The sequence below is a fragment of the Aromatoleum bremense genome (assembly GCF_017894365.1).
GTDB lineage: Bacteria > Pseudomonadota > Gammaproteobacteria > Burkholderiales > Rhodocyclaceae > Aromatoleum > Aromatoleum bremense.
In genome coordinates this window covers 3,384,741-3,408,801 of record NZ_CP059467.1, presented here as the reverse complement: position 1 = coordinate 3,408,801, position 24,061 = coordinate 3,384,741, and the positions used below count along the sequence as shown (strand labels likewise).

Sequence of the window (24,061 nt, the reverse complement as noted above, 5' to 3'; positions counted from 1 at the left end):
CCTGACCTTTCCGATCTGACGACACCATCCATGAGCTGGGCTGCCGACGAATTTGAAACCATCGACCTGGGCGACCAGCGCCTGAACCGGCGCACGGTGCTGGTGGCCGAGCGGCTGGCGGCGCAGCCGACGGCGAGCATCCCGGCCGCCTGTGGCGGCTGGGCGGAGACGCAGGCCGCGTACCGGCTGCTGTCGGACGACGACATCGGCTGGGCCGACATCCTGGCACCGCACTTGGCGCGCACCGATGAACGCATGGCGGCCCATGCGGTGGTGCTGTGCATCCAGGACACGACCGAACTCGACTTCAACGGCCAGGCGATCGAGGGGTTGGGACCGCTGTCGTTTGAAGCGCAGCGCGGGATGTACCTGCATCCGACCTACGCCGTGTCGCCGGCGCGCGAGCCCCTGGGCGTGCTCGATGCGTGGATGTGGGCGCGCGAACCGAAGGCCGACGATGGCACGCGCAGCGGCCTCACCGAGAGCGTGCGCTGGATCGAAGGCTACGAGCGGATCGCCGAACGCGCGGCAGCGTTGCCCGCCACCCGCCTGGTGTATGTCGCGGATCGGGAAGCCGATATTGTCGCGCTGATGGCGCGGGCGCGCGAGCTGGGTTGCCCGGCCGACTGGCTGCTGCGCTCGCAGCACAACCGCGCGCTGCCCGGCGGCGACAAGCTCTGGCCCCGCGTGCTGGGCGCAGAACCGTTGGGGGAGATCAGCTTCACGATCCCTTCGCGCAAGGGGCAAAAGGCGCGGCAGGTGCGTCAGCAAGTCTGGTCCTCGCGCGTCAAGCTCAAGGCCGGGCCCCGCGATCACCTCGAGGCGACGTGCGTGATCGCCCGTGAGATCGGTGCACCGGCCGGCGTGAAGCCGGTCGAATGGCGGCTGCTCACCAACCGCGAGGCGGCCAGCTTCGAGGCGGCAAGCGAACTCATCGACTGGTACCGGGCGCGCTGGGAGATCGAACTCTTCTTCCACGTGCTCAAGAACGGCTGCAAGGTCGAGGCGCTGCAACTGGCGACGGTGCCGCGCCTGGAGCGCGCGCTGGCGCTGTTCATGGTGGTGGCCTGGCGCATTGCCCGGCTGATGCGACTGGGCCGAACCTGCCCCGAGCTCGAAGCCGAATTGCTCTTCGAGCGTGATGAATGGCAGGCGGCCTTCATCCTGAACAAGCAGCGTCCTCCTGAGAAACCGCCTGCGCTCAACGAGACGGTGCGCCTGGTGGCCATGCTCGGCGGCTTTCTCGGGCGCAAGGGCGACGGCGAGCCCGGCGTGAAGACGATCTGGATCGGTCTTCAGCGCGTCATGGATTTCGCGGCGGGGCTCAAGTACGCGCGTGATCAGCATGATGAATGAAATGTGTGTAATGGAATGGGTTAAACGAGCTCTCGGCAAAAACGAGGTTTTCCGGCGAGTTGATGAGCGAGTAGAACTCGTCATCGGTTGTCCCTACGCGAAGAAGCGTATCGTCATAGAACTCCTTTTTTGCAACGACGTGCTCGATATCAGCGTTGTAGGGATCAAGGTGCTGGGCCTTGTTGTAGCCATCCTCAAGTTGGCTCGGTATATTTCGCTTTGCTTCATAACGAATGTCTTTCATGGCAGCGAAGTTTGGATCATCGGTCATTGAGAATCCCGAGCGCTCCCTGAATTCGTTGTACGACTCAGACAGGTTGGCGTACTTGGCCTCGCTACGGTCATCAATATTCTGGACGACGCCACTGAGTGCGAAGGCAGCAATGGCCCGGCGCACGGCTTCGCGCTTGCACTGCTCGAAGATGTCATCGACCGTTCTTGCCGGTACCGGCAGACGGCTGCGCACATCATTGACCATTTCCATGGTGGACTTGTCGACCTCAAAGGTGGCGCGAAAGTATTCCGAGACTTTCTTTGAGCCTAAGTCTGTGTAGTGACCGTAACGCTCTTGGTAATACTCTGCATTGCGCAGTTTGGTGTAGTCGAAGCTACGTACCTCTTCAGATACTGACTCGTACGCGTTGACGGCTTTTTCTTTAGTGGCGGCATAAGCCATCTTGGTGGCGTCGGTAGTGCGCTCCGTGATGGAGGCTGCGGTTTCCGTTACGTGGGTAATCGTGCCTTTAACATCAACGTGCTGGACAGTTTCCGAGACCTTAATCGAAGCGCTCTTCACCGCGTCCTTCACAGCGCCGAACGATAATTTCTTGTCGAACAGCCCCATTATTGCCAACCCTCCACCCTAGATAATCGCAGTAACAGTTTTTGTTGTGCCGTCAGGAAAAGTGACGGTATAAGTCTTGCCGGGTTCGACGATATGAACTTGGCAAGTCTGCTGGGTGCGATTACAGATATAGCGTTGAAGTGCTTCCCACGCATTTTCTCCGGGGCCCGCATCTACTAAGAAACGGTCACCGCTATCCATTTCAAAAACGATGGATGCCGTGCGCAGATTGGTTGAAGGATCTAGGTCAAATGATGACTTCATGGCGTGTCTTTGATGAACGAACGTAATTTGAGGCGCTCAACGCCTAAGTTCAGCCGCCGCCGTAGGCGGTCGGCTGCGACGAATAGTTAGAGCACTTAATCTTCGTTTTCTTCGTCAGCTTCGTCAGCTTCGTCAGCTTCGTCAGGTTCGTCAATTGGGTGAGATCCATGCAAATCTTCTTCATCCCAATCATCATCATCGCCACCTTCGAGTGAGCGCTGGAAATCACGCTCCTCTTGTTCTTCTATCGCACGATAGTGCTCGGACATTTCCCTCTCTTCCTCTTGATCGGCTGCTCGTTGACTGCACTCTGGGCAATCTGGCTCATAGCAGTCGCAAGGATCTTCCGCATTTTGACTTTCGCTCATATGTTCTCCATAAACCGATTTCTAACTTTGTTTTCTGGCGACAGTTCTGCTGCATAACATCGGAATGCCGGATAACATGTCCTGCAAGTTACTGTTTAGATGCAGGGACCACGCGCAAGGCAATATAACAAGACAGGAATAGCAGCAGCCGACAGCTTACTCAGAAGGCGGGAAGTAAGGCGACATGGTGGGGAACTTTCGCCGTCCTGGCGATCCGATGAGGATGAAACGAGACGGACGAAAACTGGATCACGGGACGCTGGAAACGATTCGTAGGATGGCCATTGAGCGGGTGCGGGAAGGCGAAGCGCCGAGCCAGGTGATCGCCAGCTACGGATTTCATCGCAGCGTGATCTATCGCTGGCTGAAAGCGGCGGCGGGCCGCGGCCATGGGCTGCGGGCGCTGGCGTCGCATCCGATCACTGGACGGCCCCCGAAACTCACCGCGCAGCAGGCGCGGCAGGTATTGCGCTGGATCGACGGGCACTCGCCGATGGAACATGGCTTCGACACCGGGCTGTGGACACGGGGCTTGGTACGGGACTTGGTGCAGAGCAAATTTGGCATCACCCTGAGCCTGTCCTCGATTGGTGCGCTGCTGGCGCGACTGGGCCTGACGGTGCAAAAGCCGCTGCAGCGCGCTTACCAGCGTGATCCGGCGGCGATTGAGCGCTGGCAGCACGAGACCTATCCGGCGCTGATGCGGCGCGCCAGGGAAGAGAAAGCCGAGATTCTCTTTTGGGACGAATCCGGCTTTCGCGCCGACGCCGTGCAGGGCAGGACTTGGGGCGCCAAGGGTCGCACACCGGTGGTCGCGGTGCCCGGGCAGCGGCAAAGTATCAGTGCGGCCTCGGCCGTCAGCATGAAGGGCGGCTTCTGGTTCGCCATCTACCCTGGGGCATTGAACGGCGAACTGTTTGTGGACTTGCTCAGGAAGCTGATGCACCGCCGCAGGAAGCCATTGCACCTGGTGCTCGACGGACTGCCCGCCCACAAGAAGGCGGGGGTCAAGACGTATGTCGCCAGCACGCAAGGCAAGCTGACGCTGCATTTCCTGCCGGGCTATGCCCCCGACCTGAATCCGGATGAACTGGTGTGGAGCCACGCCAAGCGTACCGGCAACGCCCGCCGGCCCCTGCAAAAAGGCGAGACCCTGCAAGAACGTGTGCATGACCAGTTGGCCGATATCGGCAAGCATCCCGCCTTGGTGCGCTCTTTCTTCAAGCATCCCAGTGTCGCCTATATTTCCGCCTCATGAGTAGTAATCTGATGCGCCCAATCTGGCACATAGGCAGAGAGCATACAGCTTCATCCGGATGGCCGCTATCTGGATCGGGTGGCGACTGGCCGATCAGCGTCCGATCAGCGCAAGTTCGCCCTTCGCATCCGACCGGCTCGCATCGTTGACGCAAACGCCACCCTGCAACCCATTGATTTTTAACGGGTGACTGCCGCGACCAGCCACAGCTGAAACGGAGAAAAGAGAGGATTCGCCGCGCCAGCGGGCGAAAAATGACGTCCGGTTTGCCCGGGCGTGCCACCGCAACGGGCTGAAACCCGCGCCAACACTGGCGTTTGCGGCAGAAATGACTGAGGCCAGCGCGAACGCTGGCCTCATGTGTTGGTGGCGTGCAGTTTACTACCGAACGACTTGCTATTGGAACCAATGAGTAACGCTGCGGGTGCCTGCCGTTCGCTGAACTCGTTTCGCGATTCTGTATCCCATCACACCCGGTAGCATGGCCTGCTGGTCGTTTTGTCTCCGAGGAATATTCGTCACTTCAGTTTCCTTTTTCATCGCAAGTGATTGCCTTCAGAACGGTAGGTCGTCGATCCATTCTGGAGGTTTCGTTCTTCCTTTTGTTCCGCCGAACTCATCGGGCCAAGCTTCTGCGCTCGTGCCGGAACTGGTGGAGGGAGCAGTCCCTTGACCCTTACCGCCCAGCATAGTCATTTCGTCGGCCTCGATTTCTGTGCTGTAGCGGTCCTGACCGTCTTTGTCTTTCCACTTGCGCGTACGGATACGGCCTTCGACGTATACCTGTGATCCCTTGCGGAGATATTGACCTGCGATCTCGGCGAGCTTTCGGTACAGCACTACGCGGTGCCACTCGGTCGTTTCGCGTTTCTCCCCCGAAGATTTGTCCTTCCACGAATCCGTCGTGGCCAGGCGGAGGTTGCATACCCTGTCGCCGTTCGGAAAACTCCGGAGCTCGGGATCTGCGCCGAGATTGCCGATCAGGATGACTTTGTTAACGGAAGCCAATGCATTTCTCCATCAATATAAATAAATACGTTCGAGATAAGATTCGTTATCTGTTAGCAACAGTAATCATGCTTAACATCGCACGCGCTCTGCTCATCCCCACATAGTGGAGCGAGCGCAGATCTGCGCGGGAGCCAGGTGCGGGTAGATCGATAAGGACGATGACCTCACTCTCCAGCCCTTTGAAGTCAGGGATCTGGGCAAATCCGATGGACTGCCGGTCTGAACTGAGCGGTGATGCACCATCGAGAATGGAAATCGATTTGTGCCAACGGGGAGACAAGAATGAAGCCAAAGACTCTTCGAATGGCAAATGCGACAGAATGACTATGTCGCCATACATAAACCCATCTTCCTCTGTGAGAGTTTTTAGTTCATTCTCAACAAATTGAATTGCTTTTTGCTGATCGCTTGCAAAAGATTCACGAACAGATGGGCCATCTCCCACACCCGGATTACCCATGTCAGCCTGAAGTGCATCTTGAATCCGATTTAAGATTGGCAGCGAATTTCGACAATTCGTTCTTAGCGGTATTTTTGTCGGCGCAAAAATGCTCAAGTATTCATAGGCATCTGGCACATATGCACCACATAATCCAGATTGATTATTTATGTCGTGAAAGAAACACCAGCGCCCCTTATCAAGTCCGCCTTTCAGGTACGCATCCACCTTCGACAGGCTCTCCATGTTCAAGATGTCTTGCCCTTCATCGACGACCACGGCGTCAAACTTCTCGATGCCATATCTTCTTGCTGCAAGATGGATGGAATCGGATAAGCAAACCGTTAGACCAGCCAGAGGGTTGCGGTCCAAAAAGCTCTTCAGCCAAGGCGAATGGCAGGTCATGGCAACGTTCATTCCGGCAGCAGTCCAGCGTTTCGCCAACTCAAGGCCGAGCATCGTTTTCCCTGTTCCCGCACCGCCTGAACAGATAACGCGATCGTTGGCTTCAACGGCATCGATCAGCCGTAGTTGCTCTTCCGTCAGTCGGGCGATCCGGGATTCGACCGCACCGGCGGTGACGTGCAACGGAACTACGGCTTCGAAATCGGGGCGCAGAAGTTGCTGCAGATGCTTCAGTTGATCGGAAGTTGCTCTTGGTTTACGGGCATCTTTCGCATGCCAATGTTTGATGAGTCGACTCAACCACTTCTCGAACTGTTTGAAGTCTTTGGCGTCCGCTAATACTGTGCGGTCCCACTCAGCGCTTTCAGGCAGGTTTTCTACACCCGGCATCACAACGCCGTAACCTAAAACAAATGCATGTTCGAATTGAGGAGGGAGTTTTTTTCTCAAGCCATGCAGAGCACCTTCGGCCTGTTTGAAGGGAGATTCCTTTAGTCGCGTGGCCCCATGTTTGTTTCTTGTTTCCCAGACGCCATCACGGCACGATACACCGCCGCCCTTGACCTCCAGCACAAATAGACCGTCGGGGCCGCATACGATAAAATCGATCTCGCCGAATCGTTTGTATTCGTGCCGGGGGAGATTGAGCGAGTGCATGGCAAACCAGCCCGTTTGGCCTGGCCCGGAAAATGCTGCTCGCAGTTGGTCAAACACCTGCTTTTCCGCATTACTTTCGGTGTGCAGCGGCTCGCGGGGAATCATCCTCATACTTAGTTCAGCGCCTCTATTATCTTGGAATTCAAACTAACCCTTATCTTGGACTCCAACTCCGCGTCAATTGGTGGCCATTCTCCAATACGATTTAAAAAGGCTTGATGCCTGATTTCTATCGTTGAAGTCGTTTCACCGGGAAAAATGAATTTTCCGTTTTCCTGCTTCGGCTCATCCAGAGGAGAACCGTCAGCCGAGGCAACGATCATTTCGATGCAATCCCGCCACTTGCTGCCTTTGGCGATTTCAAGGGCAGCGTTCGTTTGGTTCTTGTGCCATTCATCTGTCTCGTAGGGAAAGAGAGAGCGCAGAGGTTGCGGGCTTGGCGTTTCCGGGAGTGATAAAACGTCCCCTTGTTTTAGATGTGCGACATTTGACATGTGGTACATGACATAGGCAGACAGAGCCTGGTTGCGTATCAAGCAAGGCAGCCTCAGCCAACCATCTCTCACACCGAACAGAATGCCTGCAAGCAAATACTCGGCGTCGCTCAAAAGAGGGTGCGAGAATTCAAGCAGATTTACGCAATGTTCGCGCAAGCAGAACAATAGCAAGGGCCGTGACAGGGAGCCTTTGTTGCGCTCGAAAAGTTCAGTAATTGTTCCACCACCAAGGCCGAGGAAGCCACGCATGTCTGCGATCAATCGCTCCAGACGGGACCTGTATTTCTCATCCGTCAACTGCGAGAGTTGAGCATCGAGGTATTCCAGTACCGCGTCCACAGGTTGTGATGAATGTTTTTCTTCCTGTGCCGCAACAAGAGCGTCCATTGCCCCCCAATACAGTCTGGCTGGAGTGTTTGAGTGCTCCGAAACTCCACCTCCGTTCAGCCAATTCGGCAACTCGGCCAATATCGGATCTTGAATGGAGGTGCAATCTGCATTGGGCGCTGATTCTGTTATTAGTTGAAAAACCTCCACCCCCAACTCGCTACGGTTAGCGCCGTGATATAGCATGGCAAGTAATCCACCCAAAGCCTGCGCAGAGATGTGGCGATTAATTGGGGGCTCCGAAACTTGCGGTGTATCCGCCGCCCCCTCAAGCAAATTACCTTGCTGGCTGTTGGATTCCTTTTGACGGGTATTCCGACGCCGGGGCTTACCTGTTTGTATCGGTGGCCAGGCCAGGGCCTCCGCACTCGCCTAGCATATTGATCGAAGCCCCAGCATGTTTTCCCTCACATCGTCATCCCACGCTGCCCCTTTGCGCTTGAGGCGAAGGCTGGCCTTGCTCGTGTCGGTCTTGTCGGCGCGGATGATGTTGAGCGCGATCTTCCTGAGCAGCGAGAGATTCTGCGGCGCATTGTCCTTGCACAACGTGCTGGCGTCCTCGCCAAAGCTGACGTCGAGGACCCAGTGAAGCCGGTTTTCCACGCCCCAGTGCGCACGCACCGCTGCAGCCAGCTCCTCGGCGCTGAGCGCGCGAGAGCTGATGTAGTAGCGACGCTCGAGCCCGGACTCCTTGTCACCGATGACTCGGATGGAGTCGATATGCCCGATCGTCGTGCATTTGGGCCACTCGGCCGGATCGACGATGCCCTTGGCCGGCAGCACCGAGGCGATCTGCCCGACGGTGCGGCCATGAGAGCGCTCGACCAGATACTCATGGTCGACCGACTCGACCGCGTGTTGATCGATGAAGGCGGTCTCGATCGCCTCAAGCAGCTTGGGCTGGTTGCCCTTGACCATCAGCAGGTAGTCGCCCTTTTTCGCAACGATCTGTTTGGCAATGCTTTTCTGGCAACCCATGGCGTCAATGCTGACGAGCAGCCCCTTGATCGACAGCGCATCGAGCAGTTCGGGGATCGCGGTGAGTTCGTTGCTCTTGGCCGCCACCTTCTCCTGACCGAGCACGAGCCCCAGATCGGTGGCGAAGGCGCTGACCATATGGATCGCACTTTCGCCGCCACTGCCCGACCCGCGCACGGTCTTGCCGTCGATGGCGATCGTGCCGCTCAGCGCCGCATCGTCGTTGAGCGCACCCACGACGCCGCCGACCCAGCGCCGGAAGGCCGCTTCGAACTGCTTCGGGTCGAGCGCCCGCAGGATGCGCAGGAAGGTTTCCTCGGACGGGATGCCGTTCTTGAGCACGAGGAAGCGGCGCAGCCACGCTTCCTTCTTGCGCGCCCAGAAGGCGATGTCCTCGACGGTGTCGGAGTCCGAGAGCACGGCCGCGATCATGATCACCAGGATCTCCCGGAAGTCATGCAGGGTGCCGTTGCTCGGTTTGCGCGGATCATCGATTTCGGTCAGACAGCTCATCAGGGATACCCTTTGCGTCGCACTCACGCTCTTCGTCCAAAAGACGAGAGTAGACGTGATTTTTGCAGGGCTCACAAGATGAATGCATAAGATGTTGAAGGTTAACGACTATTTTGAAAGTGCTATGCCATCAGGGAAAATGCTTTCCGAGTGCGGAAGCCCTGGTGGCCAGGCAGCGTCATTTGTGTTGCGAAGCATCGAGTTTTCGATTTCGATACGATATGGCCTCAAGTCCACATTGGAAACATCCTTGGCTGCAGTCTCGAATACCTGCCTGTCTTCATCCGTAAGAAAACAGATGCGGGAAAACAAAGTCAGCGGCAAAGGCGCTCGTATGAGAATGGCGATATCCTCTTTCCCAAACCGTACTTTAGGGAAGTCGGTATTTCGAATTTTTCCTTCTCGGGACAACACCTGCACAGGACCGGAAACGCCTGACAGATCAAACGATACAATGCAGGGACGCAGGTGCTTGCGCTCGCTGACGGCTTGTTCAAGCGCCTCGGCCGGAATCTCATTGCGGAACAAGGGGATCCAACCGGGAATTGCGCCCAACGAATCGACATAGTGCTTTCCACGGAATCCGGAAGGCTCCATCACCAGACCGGCAGCCAGCATATACAGCAAGTTCAGATGGTTGCTAACCAGATACCATGTCTGCGCGGTTTTCCGTGTGCTAATTTCCTTAGAGTTTGTAGTGTTCATTACTCTTTCCTGGCGAGGATGGTCGAGTCAGTGGGAAGCAGACTTTCCACGACTGGGCAAGTATTTCCGGTACGCAGCAGGATGACCTGCTCCCGGCCGCGCGCCACCATCACATAGAAGCGCGATTTCAGCGTATGGATATCCTGTTTTGGTTTGTGCTGGTCGATATTGGCAAGAATGGCGATATCGAACTCAAGCCCTTTGCAGGATTGCGCGTTGATAATCATGATTCCACCTTGCCCAAAATCCAGCGGTTCTTGCTGTCCCGAAGCAAAGGTTTGTATAGGTGGCTTACCATTGTCCAGCCTTGGATTGGCCTTGGCGAGGGCATCATAAAACTTTTCACGAACTCCGTTGTCAGGGGTGATTATTCCGATTAGTTTGCTTTGGAAACGATCACTCAACTGAAGGATTCGCTCAACGATTTCATTCAATGATGGCTGGTCAATGGCGCCGTACGTCCAGAGTTCCGGCGATGTGGCAGTGGGTTTTGGATCGGGCAGGTCTGGCCTTGGACTGGCAGGATCGTCTGGATAAAAGTGCTGCGCCAACTGCGCGATCGGACGGGTATTTCGATAGTTGGACTTAAGTTCCAGAGTGTCTTTTACCCAAATTCCCAGAGCATCCTCGATATCTTGGCGTGAACTGCATTTATCAGGGTGCATTTGCTGATTCTGATCCGCCACGACATAGAAGTTCCTAAGCCCCCAATCCCAAAGCGTTTCATAGAATTGGGGGGGCATGTCTTGCCCTTCATCAATAAGCAGGAAGAGGCTTCCGTTCAGAGGTAATTCAGCCCCGTCTTGGATGTCAGATGTTTTCTCGACAGCTTTCCAGTCAATCGGTTTATAGGCACCCGGATTTTCTTGGGGAATTGTAGGGACTGTTTGATTGAAGATGTACTTGTACATTTCCCTGAACCACTTTTCCCACGTATTTGAGACCAATGGTTGGGTGGAACCGAACAGGTGTCTGTTCGAACCATTCAGCAGATGATTGTAGACAAGGATTCGATATTTTTTTTGGTCTACAGCAAGTCTTCGTGCCCGAAGCAATGCCACCACCGACTTGCCGGTTCCTGGCCCACCAATGATGAGATGCTGCCCCTCCAAGGGGAGAGCCAGCGCCTCGTCCTGATCTTTATTGAGGTCCTGAATGCCGGGCAGGATAAAGCGGCGAGTGCGGTCTACAGCCATGGTCACGGCGCTCCGAAGAATGCAGGCAGTCCGTGACTGTCATCGCCTTTGATGAAACAGCGATCCAGCAACGTATTACCGTATTCGCAAGCGGGTTCTGGCACCAACGTGCACGCATGGCAGGCGGCCCGGTTCAGTAGACCTGGCCCTTGCCCATCGTGTTCACTGCAGACCGGATCGAGCGAGCACCAACCGGCATGTTCCAGAGCGCGGGAGAGGATGCCCAGAAACCGCTTTGGTTCGGCCAGTTCCGCCAAGCCACCCAACGAGCCAGCGATGTCAGGGACGGCGACATGGATGAGAATGCCGGCCATGCGCTCCGGCGCGTGGGTGCAATAAATGCGCTCGATAAGTGATGCCGCCGGATAGCCACCTTCGGATTCGATCTGCCGCATCAGCAGGTGAGACAGCGTATGCAGCAACATGAAGCGGGGAGTCAACGGGTTGGGTTCGTCGCGTCCGGATTGGGCAAATCGACGTTGCAGATTCTCCAGTCGCGCAAGCACAGCCGGTTGTTGCTCCCAACATCCCAGCCTGCCTTCATCCAGTGCAATGAAGATACCCTCTCCATACAATTCAATGGCTGGTAGCCAGTCGGGCTGCCCAACGATGTCCGGCAGGACCGTGACTTCGCCGCCAAGACGACTAAATCCGCGGAACACCTTTACTGCCTTGAGTCGATCCACGCGAACAAGATGCTGAACGCAGCGGACAATGGCTTTTGATTCTGCGCTCAGGTCATTGGCCGCTTCCAATGCGTGCCATTCGTTACTTTTGTTTCGCGTGACCAGGTCTTCGTCATCGCGCTGATCTGGCAGGACTTCCAGAAAGGCCTCGAACTCGCTTTCCCGTAATTGTCCTGGCGTGAGGTTTTCGCCATACAAGGGATAGCCGCGATCAAGATCGGATAATGCTGCTTCAATATCCTGTGGTTGGCATCGGTACTCGGTTGCCAGCTTTTTGATGGCACGCTTTTTATCTGATGGTGTTCTGGCGCTATCAAGTTTTTTACGCTCGGCCGAATTCCGATAAAGGAGATCGACAACTGTGCCCTTGCGAACGCGGGATTCCGGTGGAATGATCAGCACGGACACCACTTTGGGAGCATAGGCGCGCGTGTCATTAATGGCAAGCACCTGGGCTAGGTTTTGCCTGCCCTCATCGGAGTCACCGGGGGGAGCGACATCTGGCGGCGCGATATCTTCCCTTGTCCATGGCTGCATGCGTTGCTGGCCGAATGGTAGTCGTTCATCGCCGCGAAACAGGGTCTCAGCGCCACACCCGCCCATTTCACGATCACAGCGCAAGACACGCTGATCGTAGCCACGATCAATCAATTTAAGCTTGTCGCGTAGCTGACAGTTTTTCTGGGCTGGAGTGCTTGCATGCCGATGGGCAAGAAATTTCCATCGCACATCGGCCAGGTACCCCGCTGGATGGGCCAAGACCCAGGTGACCTGCTCCAGCCTCGGCTTGCTCTTGCACTTCTCCCAATGGCAATGAAGTGCGTTGTCCGCAGGGGCCTCTTTCCACGGGCGCAGATAGAGCACACCGCAACTAGGGCAACGCATCCAGGACGGGAACCGCGTTGCCGGCACACAGGTGCCATCGATTTGACCATTGGCCAATTCCTTAGCAACAGGCGGCTCGCGCAGCGCCTGCAAATCCAACGCAGCACGGACGCGCTCAACGTATGGAATCAGTTTGCCGGCAGGTTCGCCGTGGCGATCGGTCCACTCGCGGGTGTCCTGAACCACTACGAGGCCATTCGCTCCGCGCACAATCGCGCCGACGCCGCTCTGGCCCAACACATGCGACAATCGTACTTGAATAAATTCTTTGGACATGGATTAGAGAGCCTTGAGCAGGGCACTGTTTTCGACATTGCGCAACGATTGCAATGTCGGCCACAGACCACGAATCCGGTCATCGTGGTTGTAGAGCAAACGATCACGCCCGGTATCTCTATCCGGAACCTGATATTCCAATTTCCTGCGAGAATCGCGACAACGCTCGACTTCGTTCTGCCAATCCGCGACGAGGGCGTCGATATGCGCATCCACTTCACCAGGGTTCTCTGAAACGGATTGCCTGCAACGTCGCTTCAGGCGATCAATGACCTTGGCAATCAATGCATCACTCGGATTGAAATCTCCCGCATTGTCGTTACACAGCATCCCTCTCCCAGAATGGCGAATGACGATGACCAATGCCGCATGCAGGGCGCGCATCCGCGCTTGATAGGTAAAGGGCGTGACACTGGTCGGTTCAACGAAGCGATAGAACGCGTCGTGATACGGACGGAAGCTCTCGTAGTGCGACAGGCTGCGTGCCTGGTCGCGATAATAATTGGCGAATACCACTCCGGGAACTTTGCTGCGCCCAACGCGGCTGCTGGCCTGGATGTATTCCGCAGTGGTCAGAGGCTGTCCGTTGATGATCATCAAGCCGAGTCGCCCCACATCCAACCCGACTGAAATCATATTGGTGGCCAGCACCGCATCCAGGCAGCCATCTTCATCGCATTCCCTGTTCAGCCTGGCGAAAATGTCTGCATTTTGCTCGGCAGTTTGCAGACTGGTTAGCTGGGCAATGCTGGGTGTCGTCCGTTTGCTACTTCCTTTCTGCTCGCCAGTTTGCGAGCAATTGGGTTGCTCGATGTCGGGTTGTGCCTGTTGGTCTTTTTCCGAATGCGGACTCAATAACCGCACGAAGTCCCGAACGGCACTGGCAAACGCTGTATGACTGTTGCCCACGCCCTTCAAGCTGCCGTGATACACCATTTGCGTCCACCACGCGTCCAGTAGCTCACGCTGATCCTGTTCGCTTCCAAACAAGGCGTTCGGGGCTAGAAGGAGGGCGGCGGCGAGCGGCGCCATACACGCTTGGCGGTTCAGCATGGGCGCCAGATAGCCGACGTAAATTCGGCCTGGGCGCTGCGTTAAAGGCACGGTTCTGGCAAAGAAGGAGTCATCGCAGCTCATGCCTGGTGGCGGGAATACGGCCACGTCACGGCCATATAGACGTTTGACCTGTTGGCTCGCCATGCGGATGGTGGCGGTTGATGCAATGTATTTCGGATACAAGCCACGCGATTGCACGACGGTATCTACGGCCGCTTCATAAAGCCCCGCGACTGAACCGAGTGCTCCCGCAATCAGGTGCAGTTCATCCTGGATGATGAGCTCTGGCGGCAAATGCCGCGTACTGCCGAAGAAGGCATTGGCACGCTCTTCCCAGGCCAGCCGGGCGAACTTGTCCACGGTGGCGACCAACATGGTCGGCGGTTCGGCATACAAGGCCTCGTCGACGACGTTGCACGGCAGCCTGCCCGTGACAGAAGCGCCGAAGCTGCAATCTGAATTTTTGCATAGGAAATGAAAACGCTGTTCCGTGCTGTCGTAATTGTGTTTCGCCTTAAAATCATCGCCACACCAAGGGCAGTGGTCGAGCACCAGTGCGGGTTTGTCGCCAGTAGTGCAGGCCCTTGCCACAAGTTCCGTGGCCTTCTGGAAGGTATTCGGACTGGTGGCATCGCCAACCCACATGCCGACAGAGATCGGTTCCGTGCCGAGGTCATCGCGCTCGCGACGAATCAATTCCAGCGCGCAAATCAGGCGCGTGGCGCGGATAAATTGATCACGCGTCAAGAGGCGCAAGGTGTAACGCATCAAGACCGTCGTCCCGCCCCCTGTATCAGGGTAACGCAGGCGCCTCAGTGCGATCTGGAATGCGATTAAGCCGAGATATGCCTCCGTCTTGCCGCCGCCGGTCGGAAACCAGATAAGGTCAAGCGTGTCGCGGAAGTCACTTTCTGGATTTGCGGCGGATTCCAGCGTGGTCAGCAAAAACGCCAACTGGAATGGACGCCAGCGGTAGGCATCGTCACCGCGGGGCTTGCCTTGCAGCCTGTCGTTCTGACGCATCTGATCCAGCATGGCACGATTTGCCAGCGAGAAGGCCAGTCGAACCCGCGCATCCTTGCTCAGCAGATCCAGCCCAGTGCGCATGCGCAATACTGCGACGAGCATGCGATCCACTATGCGATTTGCCGCAGCGTGATCGTCCGCTGATTGTTCAGAGATGCTGCACTTTTGTTCGGAAACCCAATTGGCGTATCCATCCACGAAAGCAGTGAGTTCAGGCTGAATGCCTGCATTCATGTCGCCTATAGCAGACAGCCTTGCAAGCGATAAAACCGAATCGCCGCGCGCGCCCGTGTCAGCAGTCATCTGCGGCACTTCTACCGCAGGCATGGTATCCGAGTAAATCTCGATCACTTTGCCGCTTTCGACTTTCCATTCTGCAGCACAGCCGTGACCGATGGCATAGACATGCCGCCGGGAGTATTGCAGTTCGATCTCTTGCTCTTCCTCGTCGAGCAGACTTCGATCCACGCGAGGATAGGCGCCAACTTCACCAGCGTCGATTACGCAGCGAAGAGACGCTTCGAATAACGTCTTTTCAGCACGTTCCTCGACAAACTCTTTCCCGTTCTTTATTTCGTCTCCAATTTCATTGGAATTGCAAAGGGAAATCGTGGCAATCCAGCCGTCGGCGAAGCGACGCCACTCGACGTCCACTCGCGCGCTGCCGTCAAGCTTTTCAAAGCGCTGGCGTAAATTTTTCAGTGGGCACGCAACGTTCTCAAACTCTTCGTTTTCATGAACACTTGAACCCAATATTTTGCGTGTCCATTCATTCTTAAACCGCCCATCCGGAGCTCGCACGGTACTTATGTACTGGACAGCACTACACAAAACTTGAAAGCGAACATTTTCTCCCTTGATGAAAAACGAAAAGCCAAGAGATGATGGAGGTATGTATCGCCGCACAACCGCTGGCTCTTCCTTTGTTTCACCTGTTCCGTTGGGTAGGGAATCATCCTCGCCACCATCGTCTGTACCGGGATCGATGCCTTCGCCGGCGGGAGAAATGGGATACAGTGCCCCACCGGGGAAACGTTCTGTAGGCAACACGCCAACAATATCCGGACCATCTTCCACCGGATCGGGTGGCCCGATCAGTTGCTTGCGCACCCAATCAATCAGGCGCTTTCGGGGCTCGACGAAGATGTTTTCCTGCGAGACACTTTGGGTCGTCATTACAAACTGCCTCAACCGATCAGAATCTTGAAACTGGTCGCCAGCACGATGGGTTCGATTTCGCGCACGGTTTTTTTTAATTCCACCAAGCCGTAACCCTCCATCATCCGCAGCGTGCGTGACAGGTTTGGCACCTGTCGCCCAGTGAGCTCAGCGAGCTCAGTCAGCGATTTGGGTCGCTTGTCGCGGATAAGGCGCAGCAAAGTCTGGTTGTCCTCGGACAGCACCGCCGCCATCGTGGCCATCGATGGGAACCAGACGGTTGGCATGCTCTTGCCCGACGGCGGCTCCGGGTCACCGGGGCGGCGAATACCAACGACGCAGCGCTTCATTTCGGATTTCCTGATCGGCATGGCATAAGTGGTTCATTTTATCAATGTGGCACAACTGCAGCCAGCTATTGTTGAGCGAGCTTGGCTTTCTGATCGAACAGCGCGTTCATGGGGGGCGTCAATCACATCACGGAGCCAACGATAAACACCAAGCAAACCGCCCCCGACGCCTACCTCGCCCGCACTGCCGCCATCCACGCCAAGTTGGAACGGCTGCAGCAACTCGCCGACGACCACTTCGGTCGCGACCCCGATGCCATCAACTGGGGCCACGTCGGCGATCTCGGGCGGGTGGAGTCCGGACTGGACGAGTTGCTGGCGATCTTCGACGGCGATGGTGAGTGACGCCGCCCACCAACCATCGGAGATGATCATGAACGTCAAACTGACAGCCACCCAAACCACCGTTATCCAATCCGCTGCCGCCCGCCTGGATGGCAACATTGAACCGCTGCCTACCAACCTGCGCGGCGGCGCTAAAACCGCCGTCATCGATGGTCTGCTCGCCCGTGACCTAATCACCAAGTTTCAACACACCGACCACGTCGCGTACCACCTGACCGACGCGGCCTACGCTGTCGTTGGGCGCAAACGCAACTTGCCTGCGCCTGTTACCCCGGATGCCGAGATTGAGGCCGCCGTGACGGCCGCCGAGGCCAACTGGGCGCAAGATCGCACCGACACCAAACCGCGCACCCGCAAGAACAGCAAGCAGGCCGCAGTTGTACAAATGCTGCAACGTCCCGATGGAACGACGATTCGGCAGGTCATGGAAACCACCGGCTGGCAAGCACACACTGTACGCGGCACGTTCGCCGGAGCGCTCAAGAAAAAGCTCGGCCTGAAAATCGTGTCGGAGAAGTGCACCACCGGCGAACGGGTGTATCGCATCGCCTGACAGCAAACCACCAAAGGGTGTCTATTGAACGGACACCCTTTTCTACGACCAATTTTCTCGGTAGCCGTTTTGCCGATTTTCGGCCCTGAAATCGGCTGAAAGCCGCGTCAGCACTGGCTTGGAAATGGATAGCCGTTTTCGCTTCAAAGGGGGGGGGATTCAACGCACACCCCTTGGGCGGGCGCAAACCGCAAACCCTGCAAACCTTGGTTTGCACTCTGACGGTAGCGCAATGCTGCGCTGGCGCCCCCCGCATGGGTTTATCGCCAGGAAGGACCCCTTTCGCCTGGGCATACCTCCTCCTGGCGAGCATAGCAACAAGAGTGATCACCACCGTCATCACCGACGATGCACGCATGACGGAGGTGATCGTCGTGATGGTCAATGCATCAGCAGGTGACCTGCTCAAGACACCTACGTAAAATGACCCATGCGAATCCTGCGAAAGTTGCGAAAGTTGGCTTGGCGACAGGGAGGGCGGCTTGCACATCGAATGCGAAAGCTGCGAACCCTTGCCCGGCCTGTCGCACGATTCGCACGGCTTCGCATTGGCGCGGAGCCATATGGCACAAGGATTTTCGCGGAATTCGCACGATTCGTAGACACGAGAACTGAAAACGTAAATGGCAACCCCTCCCACACCCGATGAGCAATCCGCCAGCGCCTCCGGCGACGAGGGCGATAGTGCTATCGAGGAGGGCATGCCATTCAATCCGCTGACGGGCGACCTCAACGATTTGCGCATCACTCACGGTCATTGCTGGCTGTGGCCGCAAATCACCGCCGAGTTCGACCGCCTCGACGCTGTCGTTTTTAACGCCCGGGCCTTCCTCGAACCACTGACCACGGCAGGCTGCACCGACTGGGCACAGCAGGCGGCCATCGGCATCGTCCGATCCAACCTTGCCATCCACCAGCACGCCGAACACCACGGCAGTTACATCGCAGCAGCCCGCAGTCTCTGGACAGCGCGTATCCCACGTGACCCGCCCACCCTGTCTGACGCCCAGATATTTGCGTTGATGGCCATCAACGAAGCTCGGCTGACAGCGGAAACCTACTGCGAAATCGCTGCCGGCATTGAGGATGAGATGCAGCAATCAGGCATCGGCTACAACGACGCTGAGGACATTCATTGGCTACGTTCCGATATCGCAGGGTGGGAACGTGAACTCTGGCGCGATGCTGCTGACCGGACGGGCACCGCCGAGAAATTTATGCTCATGGCGAATTTTGCCGCCAACGTTCCCGATCCTGCTGCGCTAAAAAAGGCCGAATCGCAGTTGGCTACTTTGCAGCGCAAGGCACGTACAGCCAAGGCAGAGGTCGGGCAGTTCAGGCAAGGCCGCCTGAAGGGCGCCGTCGGCAGACTCACCCGCGCCCTTGCCGTAATTGCCAGAGAGGCTGGAAGTACCGAGCTTGCAGATGTTCTCCGTCACCTTGAAGCGGTGGCAGGGGAGGATATTGAGGGCGTCCGTATCCAGGAGGTTATGGATGGCCGTCTCTGGTACCTCGATGTTGTCGCCAATCGGGAACAGTCCATCGCCATGGACAGCCTGAAACGCAAGCTGGCCAAGCTTTAGGACGCTTAGCGCTATTCATCCGACCCCCCTCTGTAGCCTGACCTTCATCGACGCTGATATGCGTCTCTCGATGAAAGGCAGTGCAGGCAGATGGGCATCGATCACGGTCGCCGTAGTCTTACGGCAGAAGTCACCATCCTCCTTACCGAGGACGAGGCGGCATCTCTTCTCAATATTCAACCGGCCACACTCGCTACCTGGCGCGTCAAGGGTCGGCCGCATCTTCCCTTTGTTCGTGTCGGCCGCTGCATTCGCTATCGCCGCCAGGATATTGCCGCGTTCATCGATGGGCACCTGGCAGACCGCACCGGGCAGGTATGACGGTGGCCAGCCCTTCACAAGCTTCCCGCCCGCCCTGGGCCGAGGAAGAACGCCCTGATCCGCTGCCGCTATCAAGGGAATTCGACCCGCCGACTCCATACCCGGTAGAAGCCCTCGGCCCCATCGGTACCGGCGTCGTGCAGAAAATGCACGAAATCATTCAGGCACCGGTCGCGCTGATCGGCCAATCCATCCTGGCCGCGATGAATCAAGTGGCACAACCCCATGCCAACGTGATCGTCGATGGCCGGGTGTCCCCGTTATCGGAGTTCTTCCTCACCTTGGGCGAATCCGGCGAACGTAAATCCGCGGCGGATGGCTGGGCATTGGCCGGTGTGCGTGCCCGTCAACGCGTCTTGATGCAGCAATTCGCGGTCAATCGGGAGGCCTACGAGAAATCTGCCGAAATCTACGAAGCCGCCGCCAAACGCATCCTTGCTGACAAGAAACTGAGCGGTGAGGCCAAACAGGCCAAGCTCGGCGAGATCAACAAGCCCAAGGCACCGGTCATGCCGCTGTTCATCGTCTCGGAGCCGAGCACCGAGGCCATCCATCGACAACTGATCGTCGGCATGCCGGCCATCGGGCTGGTCAATGATGAGGGCGGGCAGTTTCTCGGCGGCTACGCCATGAGTGCCGAGAAGCGACTGGGCACCCTGACCACACTGTCTCGCCTATGGGATCGTGGGGAATTTGACCGGGTTCGCGTCGGCGATGGTTCTGGCAGCTACTACGGGCGGCGCCTCAATCTGCACCTGATGGTGCAACCCGCCGTGGCCTCACTGCTGCTGGCTGATCCGCTGGCCCGCGAGCAGGGATTCCTGGCACGTTGCCTGGTCAGCTTCCCACAGTCCACTGCCGGTCAGCGCAAGTACGTCGAGACCGATCTTGGGCGCACACCGGAGTACCACGCCTATACGGCGCGAATGGATGCATTGCTGGAGCAGGAATGGCCGATCACCGACAACCATGAGCTCGATCCGCCCAGCATCGTCCTGACGCCATCGGCCAAAAAGGCATGGGTGGCCCTCTACAACGACATCGAGAAAGCCTTGGGTGGGGATGGCGATCTTGTCCCAATCCGTTCGCTGGCCTCGAAGGCACCGGAGCACATTACCCGGATGGCCGGCACCTTCGCAGTGTTCGAGGGTGATACCGGCATCCGTGAAGAACACATCGACCGTGCCGCGTTACTGATGCAGCACTACCTGGCCGAAGCCACCCGCCTGTGGGGTGCCGGCCAAGTATCGGCGGAACTGAATCTCGCCCAGGAGGTGTTGAACTGGTTGCGCGACAAGATGGGACCGGGGCGGGCGATCCCGCTGGCTGACATCTACCGCAACGGCCCGTCGGCCATCCGCAGCGCCGGTGCCGCCAGAAAAGTCATGCAGTTGCTGGCGCATCACGGCTGGGTCGCCATCGCCGCGCATCCGACGGCTCGCGAAGCCTACGAACTGGTGGCGCTGTGATGGCTTTCCAGTTCTCACGCCCCCTCGCTGCGAATCTTGCGAATCCCGCGAAAGACCGCACCACGACTGAGTTTGCACTTGTGCGAAGCAATGCGAATTCTGCGAATCCGCTCGCCCCCTTTGATGACCGCATCTGCTGCACCGATTGCAGCCAACTGGCGATGAGCGGCGTCTGCCGGGCTGCCGGCCCGAAGAACAAACCGGTGGTCGCCAATCGCGGCTACCAGCCGACCCGGGATCTGCCACGCCGCTGCGAGGGCTTCACCCCCTATGGCGATCAGCCCGATCAACGGCGCGGCTTCGAGCGCTGGCCAGAACTCCTCCGCTTTCATTCCAACGCCACGCCACCCGGCGCAGAGGGTGGTACGCCTCATGGAGATCATCGTGAATAACGATCCCAATCTGCATCCCCTCTGGGCCAAGCACTTCGGCAGCGCGCCGAAGGTTTCGCTCCCTGCCACCCTCACGGTCGCAGCCAAGCCGGCGGCCACCCAACCCACCGCCGCCACGGTGGGGATCAGCGCTGCCCGAGTGAATCTCGCTCAGGCAGCACCTGCCCGTCCGCAAATCATCCACGACAACGATGGCTGGTACCCAACCTGCCGCTATCGGCCGGCCCCGGGCGAGCCCGTCACCGTCAAAAAGCAGACCGGCCCCCAGAGCTACATCAGCACCACGGTGATGCCGGGCGATGCCCGCTACCCGGTGGAGTTCCTGACGGTGCCGGCCACTGCTGCCAAACAACATCCCTGATTTATCAACCACGGAGGTTCACTCATGAAAATTAATCCATTCAGCAAGAAATCCACCGCTTACTACGACAAGGTCAAGGCCGACTACGACAAGCTCCACGCCGAATTGATGCGGATTCCGACCCAACGTGACCGCTGATTCCGAAATAGTGTGACCGGTGAATCCGCGGGTCGTGACCGCGGATTCCGATTTGATCGTGACCGATTTCGGCGAGTTGTCGGAATGGGCGGTCACGATGTCGGAATCGTCGGTCACGATCAAATCGGAACGGGTTTGTGAGGCCAAGCGTGGCAACGTCGTTTGTCAGGCCGGCTACCCTCGCGCGCTTTGCGCGGAGACGGGAATGCCGGCGGAGCGGATTGCCATGCACAAGATCAGGGAGCTGTTACGGCTCAAATACGACTGCGCGCTGTCGCATGAGCGCATTGCCCGCGCGCTGTCGATTTCCAAAGGAGTGGTCGCCAAGTATGTGAAGGCGGCCGAGGAGTGCGGCCGGCCGTGGGCCGAGTTGTCGGCGGCCGACGAGGCCGAGTTGCGCCGGGTGCTGGGGGTCGCCCGGCGTGGACGTGGCGCGAGCGTCGCGAATGTGCCGCCGGATCTGGCGGCGGTGCATCAGGGGCTCAAGCGAAAGAACGTCACGCTGGCGCTGCTGTGGGAAGAGTACGTGCAGACGGCCGACGGGCCGAGCTATCAGTACTCGCGCTTTTGCGACCTGTACCGCGCGTTCGCCCGCACGCTCAAGCGCTCGATGCGCCAGGTGCACCGCGCCGGCGAGAAACTCTTCATCGATTACGCGGGCGACACGGTGCCGATCGTCGACGCCGACACGGGCGAGATTTCGCGCGCGCAGATCTTCGTCGCGGTGCTCGGCGCCTCGAGCTATACGTTCGCCTGCGCCACGGCGACGCAGTCGCAGGCCGACTGGCTGGGGTCGCTTGCCCGGGCGCTGACCTTCATCGGTGGCGTGCCCGAGCTCGTCGTGCCCGACAATACGCGCTCGCTCGTTGGCCAAGCCGACCGCTACGAGCCGCAACTGCAGCGCACCACCGCCGAGTTCGCCGCGCACTACGGCGTGGCGATCCTGCCCGCGCGCCCCTACAAGCCGCAGGACAAGTCCAAGGTCGAAGTCGGCGTACAGATCGTGCAGCGCTGGATTCTGGCGCGGTTGCGGCATCAGCGTTTCTTCTCGCTGGGGGAGTTGAACGAGGCGATCGCCGCGTTACTCGAGCCGCTGAACACGCGTGCCTTCCGGCGCCTGCCAGGCTCGCGCCACGAAGCGTTCGAGACGCTCGATCGGCCGGCGCTGCGCCCGTTGCCCGCCACCGCGTTCCAGTTCGCCCAATGGAAACGGGCCAAGCCCAACATCGACTACCACGTCGAGTTCGACGGGCATTACTACAGCGTGCCGTATGCGCTCGCCGGCCAACCGGTGGAGTTACGCATCACCGCGAGCAGCATCGAATGCTTTGCCGCAGGCCGTCGCGTTGCGGTGCATGCGAGAAGCCACCGGCACGGGGCTTTCACCACGCTCACCGAGCACATGCCCGCATCGCATCAGGCGCACCGTCAGTGGTCCCCGGGCAAACTCATCGCCTGGGGCGCCACGGTCGGGCCTCACACCGAGCAGGTGGTCAGCCACCAACTCGAACGCATGCCGCACCCCGAGCAGGGCTACCGGGCGTGCCTCGGGCTGATGCGCCTCGGTCGTCAATACGGCAACGAACGCCTCGAAGCCGCGGCGACCCGCGCCGTCACCCTCGGGGCGATGCGTTACCGCAGTGTCGCCTCGATCCTCAAGAGCGGGCTCGACCGCGCGCCGCTCCCCGCATCCACTGCGCAGCAAAGCGAGCTCGCGCTACCGGCCGCTCACGAGAACCTGCGCGGGGCGCGCTACTACCACTGATTCCACCCACCGGAGAACATCGATGCTGATGCAACACAGCCTGCAACAACTGCGCACCCTGCGCCTGGAAGGCATGGCCCGCGCCTTCGAGGAGCAGCTCACCCAGCCCGCCATCACCGCGCTCAGCTTCGAGGAGCGTTTCGCCCAGCTCATCGATCGCGAGATCCTGCTGCGCGACGGCAAACGCATCGATCGGCTGCTCAAGGCCGCCCGCATCAAAGCCGCTGCCGCCTGCCTGGAGGACGTCGACTACCGCGCCGGCCGGGGCCTCGAGCGCAGTCAGATCGCCGCGCTCGGAACCGGCCAGTGGATTCGCCACCACCAGAACTGCCTCATCACGGGCCCCACCGGCAGCGGCAAGACGTGGCTCGCCTGCGCGCTCGCCAACGCGGCGTGCCGGCAGGGCCTCGCGGCCTACTACGTGCGTCTGCCGCGGCTCTTCGAAGAGCTGCGCATCGCGCATGCCGATGGCAGCTTCAGCCGACGCCTGATGCAGCTCGCGCGCATGGATCTCATCGTCATCGACGATTGGGGCCTGGCCGCGCCGTCGGCGCAGGAGCGAAGCGACCTGCTGGAGCTGCTCGACGACCGCGTCGGCACGCGTTCGACCGTGATCACCAGCCAGCTGCCGATCGAGCACTGGCACACCTACCTGGGCGACCCGACCTTCGCCGATGCGATCCTCGATCGCGTCGTGCACGCCGCGCACAAGCTCGCCCTCAAGGGCGAGTCGATGAGAAGAAAGGAAAAGGCATGAGGCCGTGCGCGCGAGACGCCTTACCCACAGGCGCCCGCCCGCCAGCGTATGAGGCGCGCTGG

The 24,061-nt window shown here is 58.4% G+C and carries 23 protein-coding genes; 10 read left to right on the top strand and 13 right to left on the bottom strand.

Annotation, left to right across the window (positions count from 1 at the left end; translation table 11 throughout):
• Window positions 1-30 precede the first annotated feature (30 nt).
• On the top strand, window positions 31-1,356 hold the full coding sequence (locus pbN1_RS15950) for an IS4 family transposase (protein ID WP_169203534.1): 1,326 nt from the start codon (window positions 31-33) through the stop codon (window positions 1,354-1,356).
• Here the strand turns inward: pbN1_RS15950 and pbN1_RS15945 are convergent.
• The 3 genes from pbN1_RS15945 to pbN1_RS15935 form a co-directional block, all read right to left on the bottom strand.
• Window positions 1,325-2,200 carry a hypothetical protein gene (locus pbN1_RS15945; RefSeq protein WP_169203535.1) on the bottom strand — a complete coding sequence of 292 codons (876 nt, stop codon included), beginning with the start codon at window positions 2,198-2,200 and terminating at the stop codon, window positions 1,325-1,327. The two genes, pbN1_RS15950 and pbN1_RS15945, sit on opposite strands and share 32 nt — an antisense overlap.
• Window positions 2,201-2,218: 18 nt before the next feature.
• A complete protein-coding gene (locus tag pbN1_RS15940) occupies window positions 2,219-2,464 on the bottom strand; it encodes a hypothetical protein (protein ID WP_169203536.1) in 246 nt (81 codons plus the stop codon).
• Between the two features lie 95 nt (window positions 2,465-2,559).
• The gene (locus pbN1_RS15935) at window positions 2,560-2,832 is read right to left on the bottom strand and encodes a hypothetical protein (RefSeq protein ID WP_169203537.1); all 273 of its coding nucleotides are present in this window, start codon (window positions 2,830-2,832) and stop codon (window positions 2,560-2,562) included.
• Window positions 2,833-3,016: 184 nt separating this feature from the next.
• On the opposite strand from pbN1_RS15935, the gene pbN1_RS15930 reads away from it, so the two are divergent.
• Complete coding sequence (locus pbN1_RS15930) at window positions 3,017-4,090, top strand: IS630-like element ISAzo30 family transposase (RefSeq protein WP_169204322.1); 1,074 nt, start codon at window positions 3,017-3,019, stop codon at window positions 4,088-4,090.
• A 555-nt stretch (window positions 4,091-4,645) separates the two neighbouring features.
• On the opposite strand, the gene ssb is transcribed toward pbN1_RS15930, so the two are convergent.
• From ssb to pbN1_RS15885, 9 genes are all read right to left on the bottom strand, one after another.
• Window positions 4,646-5,098 carry a single-stranded DNA-binding protein gene (gene ssb / locus pbN1_RS15925; protein ID WP_169204267.1) on the bottom strand — a complete coding sequence of 151 codons (453 nt, stop codon included), beginning with the start codon at window positions 5,096-5,098 and terminating at the stop codon, window positions 4,646-4,648.
• A 46-nt stretch (window positions 5,099-5,144) separates the two neighbouring features.
• Window positions 5,145-6,707 (bottom strand): NERD domain-containing protein, encoded by a 1,563-nt coding sequence (locus tag pbN1_RS15920; protein ID WP_210147539.1) that lies wholly within the window; start codon window positions 6,705-6,707, stop codon window positions 5,145-5,147.
• A gap of 8 nt (window positions 6,708-6,715) precedes the next feature.
• A complete protein-coding gene (locus tag pbN1_RS15915) occupies window positions 6,716-7,672 on the bottom strand; it encodes a hypothetical protein (protein WP_169204269.1) in 957 nt (318 codons plus the stop codon).
• Between the two features lie 186 nt (window positions 7,673-7,858).
• Complete coding sequence (locus tag pbN1_RS15910; RefSeq protein WP_169204320.1) at window positions 7,859-8,977, bottom strand: ISAs1 family transposase; 1,119 nt, start codon at window positions 8,975-8,977, stop codon at window positions 7,859-7,861.
• A 108-nt stretch (window positions 8,978-9,085) separates the two neighbouring features.
• Window positions 9,086-9,682 carry a hypothetical protein gene (locus pbN1_RS15905; RefSeq protein WP_169204006.1) on the bottom strand — a complete coding sequence of 199 codons (597 nt, stop codon included), beginning with the start codon at window positions 9,680-9,682 and terminating at the stop codon, window positions 9,086-9,088.
• Window positions 9,682-10,878 (bottom strand): DEAD/DEAH box helicase, encoded by a 1,197-nt coding sequence (locus pbN1_RS15900; RefSeq protein ID WP_169204007.1) that lies wholly within the window; start codon window positions 10,876-10,878, stop codon window positions 9,682-9,684. The genes pbN1_RS15905 and pbN1_RS15900 overlap by 1 nt, the downstream gene beginning before the upstream one ends.
• A 2-nt stretch (window positions 10,879-10,880) precedes the next feature.
• On the bottom strand, window positions 10,881-12,725 hold the full coding sequence (drmB, locus tag pbN1_RS15895; protein WP_169204008.1) for a DUF1998 domain-containing protein: 1,845 nt from the start codon (window positions 12,723-12,725) through the stop codon (window positions 10,881-10,883).
• A 3-nt stretch (window positions 12,726-12,728) separates the two neighbouring features.
• Window positions 12,729-15,983, bottom strand: coding sequence for a helicase-related protein (locus pbN1_RS15890; RefSeq protein ID WP_169204009.1), 3,255 nt, complete (start codon window positions 15,981-15,983; stop codon window positions 12,729-12,731).
• An 11-nt stretch (window positions 15,984-15,994) separates the two neighbouring features.
• On the bottom strand, window positions 15,995-16,315 hold the full coding sequence (locus pbN1_RS15885; RefSeq protein ID WP_210147538.1) for an HVO_A0114 family putative DNA-binding protein: 321 nt from the start codon (window positions 16,313-16,315) through the stop codon (window positions 15,995-15,997).
• Window positions 16,316-16,423: 108 nt separating this feature from the next.
• On the opposite strand from pbN1_RS15885, the gene pbN1_RS15880 reads away from it, so the two are divergent.
• The 5 genes from pbN1_RS15880 to pbN1_RS15860 all read left to right on the top strand — a co-directional run bounded on the left by pbN1_RS15880 (window position 16,424) and on the right by pbN1_RS15860 (window position 20,586).
• Window positions 16,424-16,660 (top strand): hypothetical protein, encoded by a 237-nt coding sequence (locus tag pbN1_RS15880; RefSeq protein WP_210147537.1) that lies wholly within the window; start codon window positions 16,424-16,426, stop codon window positions 16,658-16,660.
• 28 nt (window positions 16,661-16,688) lie between these two features.
• Window positions 16,689-17,213, top strand: coding sequence for a DUF3489 domain-containing protein (locus pbN1_RS15875; RefSeq protein ID WP_169204010.1), 525 nt, complete (start codon window positions 16,689-16,691; stop codon window positions 17,211-17,213).
• 623 nt (window positions 17,214-17,836) lie between these two features.
• A complete protein-coding gene (locus pbN1_RS15870) occupies window positions 17,837-18,796 on the top strand; it encodes a hypothetical protein (RefSeq protein WP_169204011.1) in 960 nt (319 codons plus the stop codon).
• Between the two features lie 90 nt (window positions 18,797-18,886).
• Window positions 18,887-19,117, top strand: coding sequence for a helix-turn-helix domain-containing protein (locus tag pbN1_RS15865; RefSeq protein ID WP_169204012.1), 231 nt, complete (start codon window positions 18,887-18,889; stop codon window positions 19,115-19,117).
• On the top strand, window positions 19,114-20,586 hold the full coding sequence (locus tag pbN1_RS15860) for a YfjI family protein (RefSeq protein ID WP_169204013.1): 1,473 nt from the start codon (window positions 19,114-19,116) through the stop codon (window positions 20,584-20,586). Before pbN1_RS15865 ends, pbN1_RS15860 begins: the two co-directional genes overlap by 4 nt.
• A 14-nt stretch (window positions 20,587-20,600) precedes the next feature.
• Here pbN1_RS15860 and pbN1_RS15855 read toward each other — a convergent pair whose 3' ends face one another.
• Entirely contained in the window at window positions 20,601-20,918 is a 318-nt protein-coding gene (locus tag pbN1_RS15855) for a helix-turn-helix domain-containing protein (protein ID WP_169204014.1), read from the bottom strand.
• A gap of 40 nt (window positions 20,919-20,958) precedes the next feature.
• Here pbN1_RS15855 and pbN1_RS15850 point away from each other — a divergent pair, with 40 nt between their 5' ends.
• From pbN1_RS15850 to istB, 3 genes are all read left to right on the top strand, one after another.
• Complete coding sequence (locus tag pbN1_RS15850) at window positions 20,959-21,339, top strand: hypothetical protein (RefSeq protein WP_169204015.1); 381 nt, start codon at window positions 20,959-20,961, stop codon at window positions 21,337-21,339.
• A 343-nt stretch (window positions 21,340-21,682) separates the two neighbouring features.
• Window positions 21,683-23,242, top strand: coding sequence for an IS21-like element ISAzo4 family transposase (gene istA, locus pbN1_RS15845; RefSeq protein ID WP_210147763.1), 1,560 nt, complete (start codon window positions 21,683-21,685; stop codon window positions 23,240-23,242).
• Between the two features lie 22 nt (window positions 23,243-23,264).
• The gene (gene istB, locus pbN1_RS15840) at window positions 23,265-23,999 is read left to right on the top strand and encodes an IS21-like element ISAzo4 family helper ATPase IstB (protein ID WP_011236010.1); all 735 of its coding nucleotides are present in this window, start codon (window positions 23,265-23,267) and stop codon (window positions 23,997-23,999) included.
• Window positions 24,000-24,061: the final 62 nt, after the last annotated feature.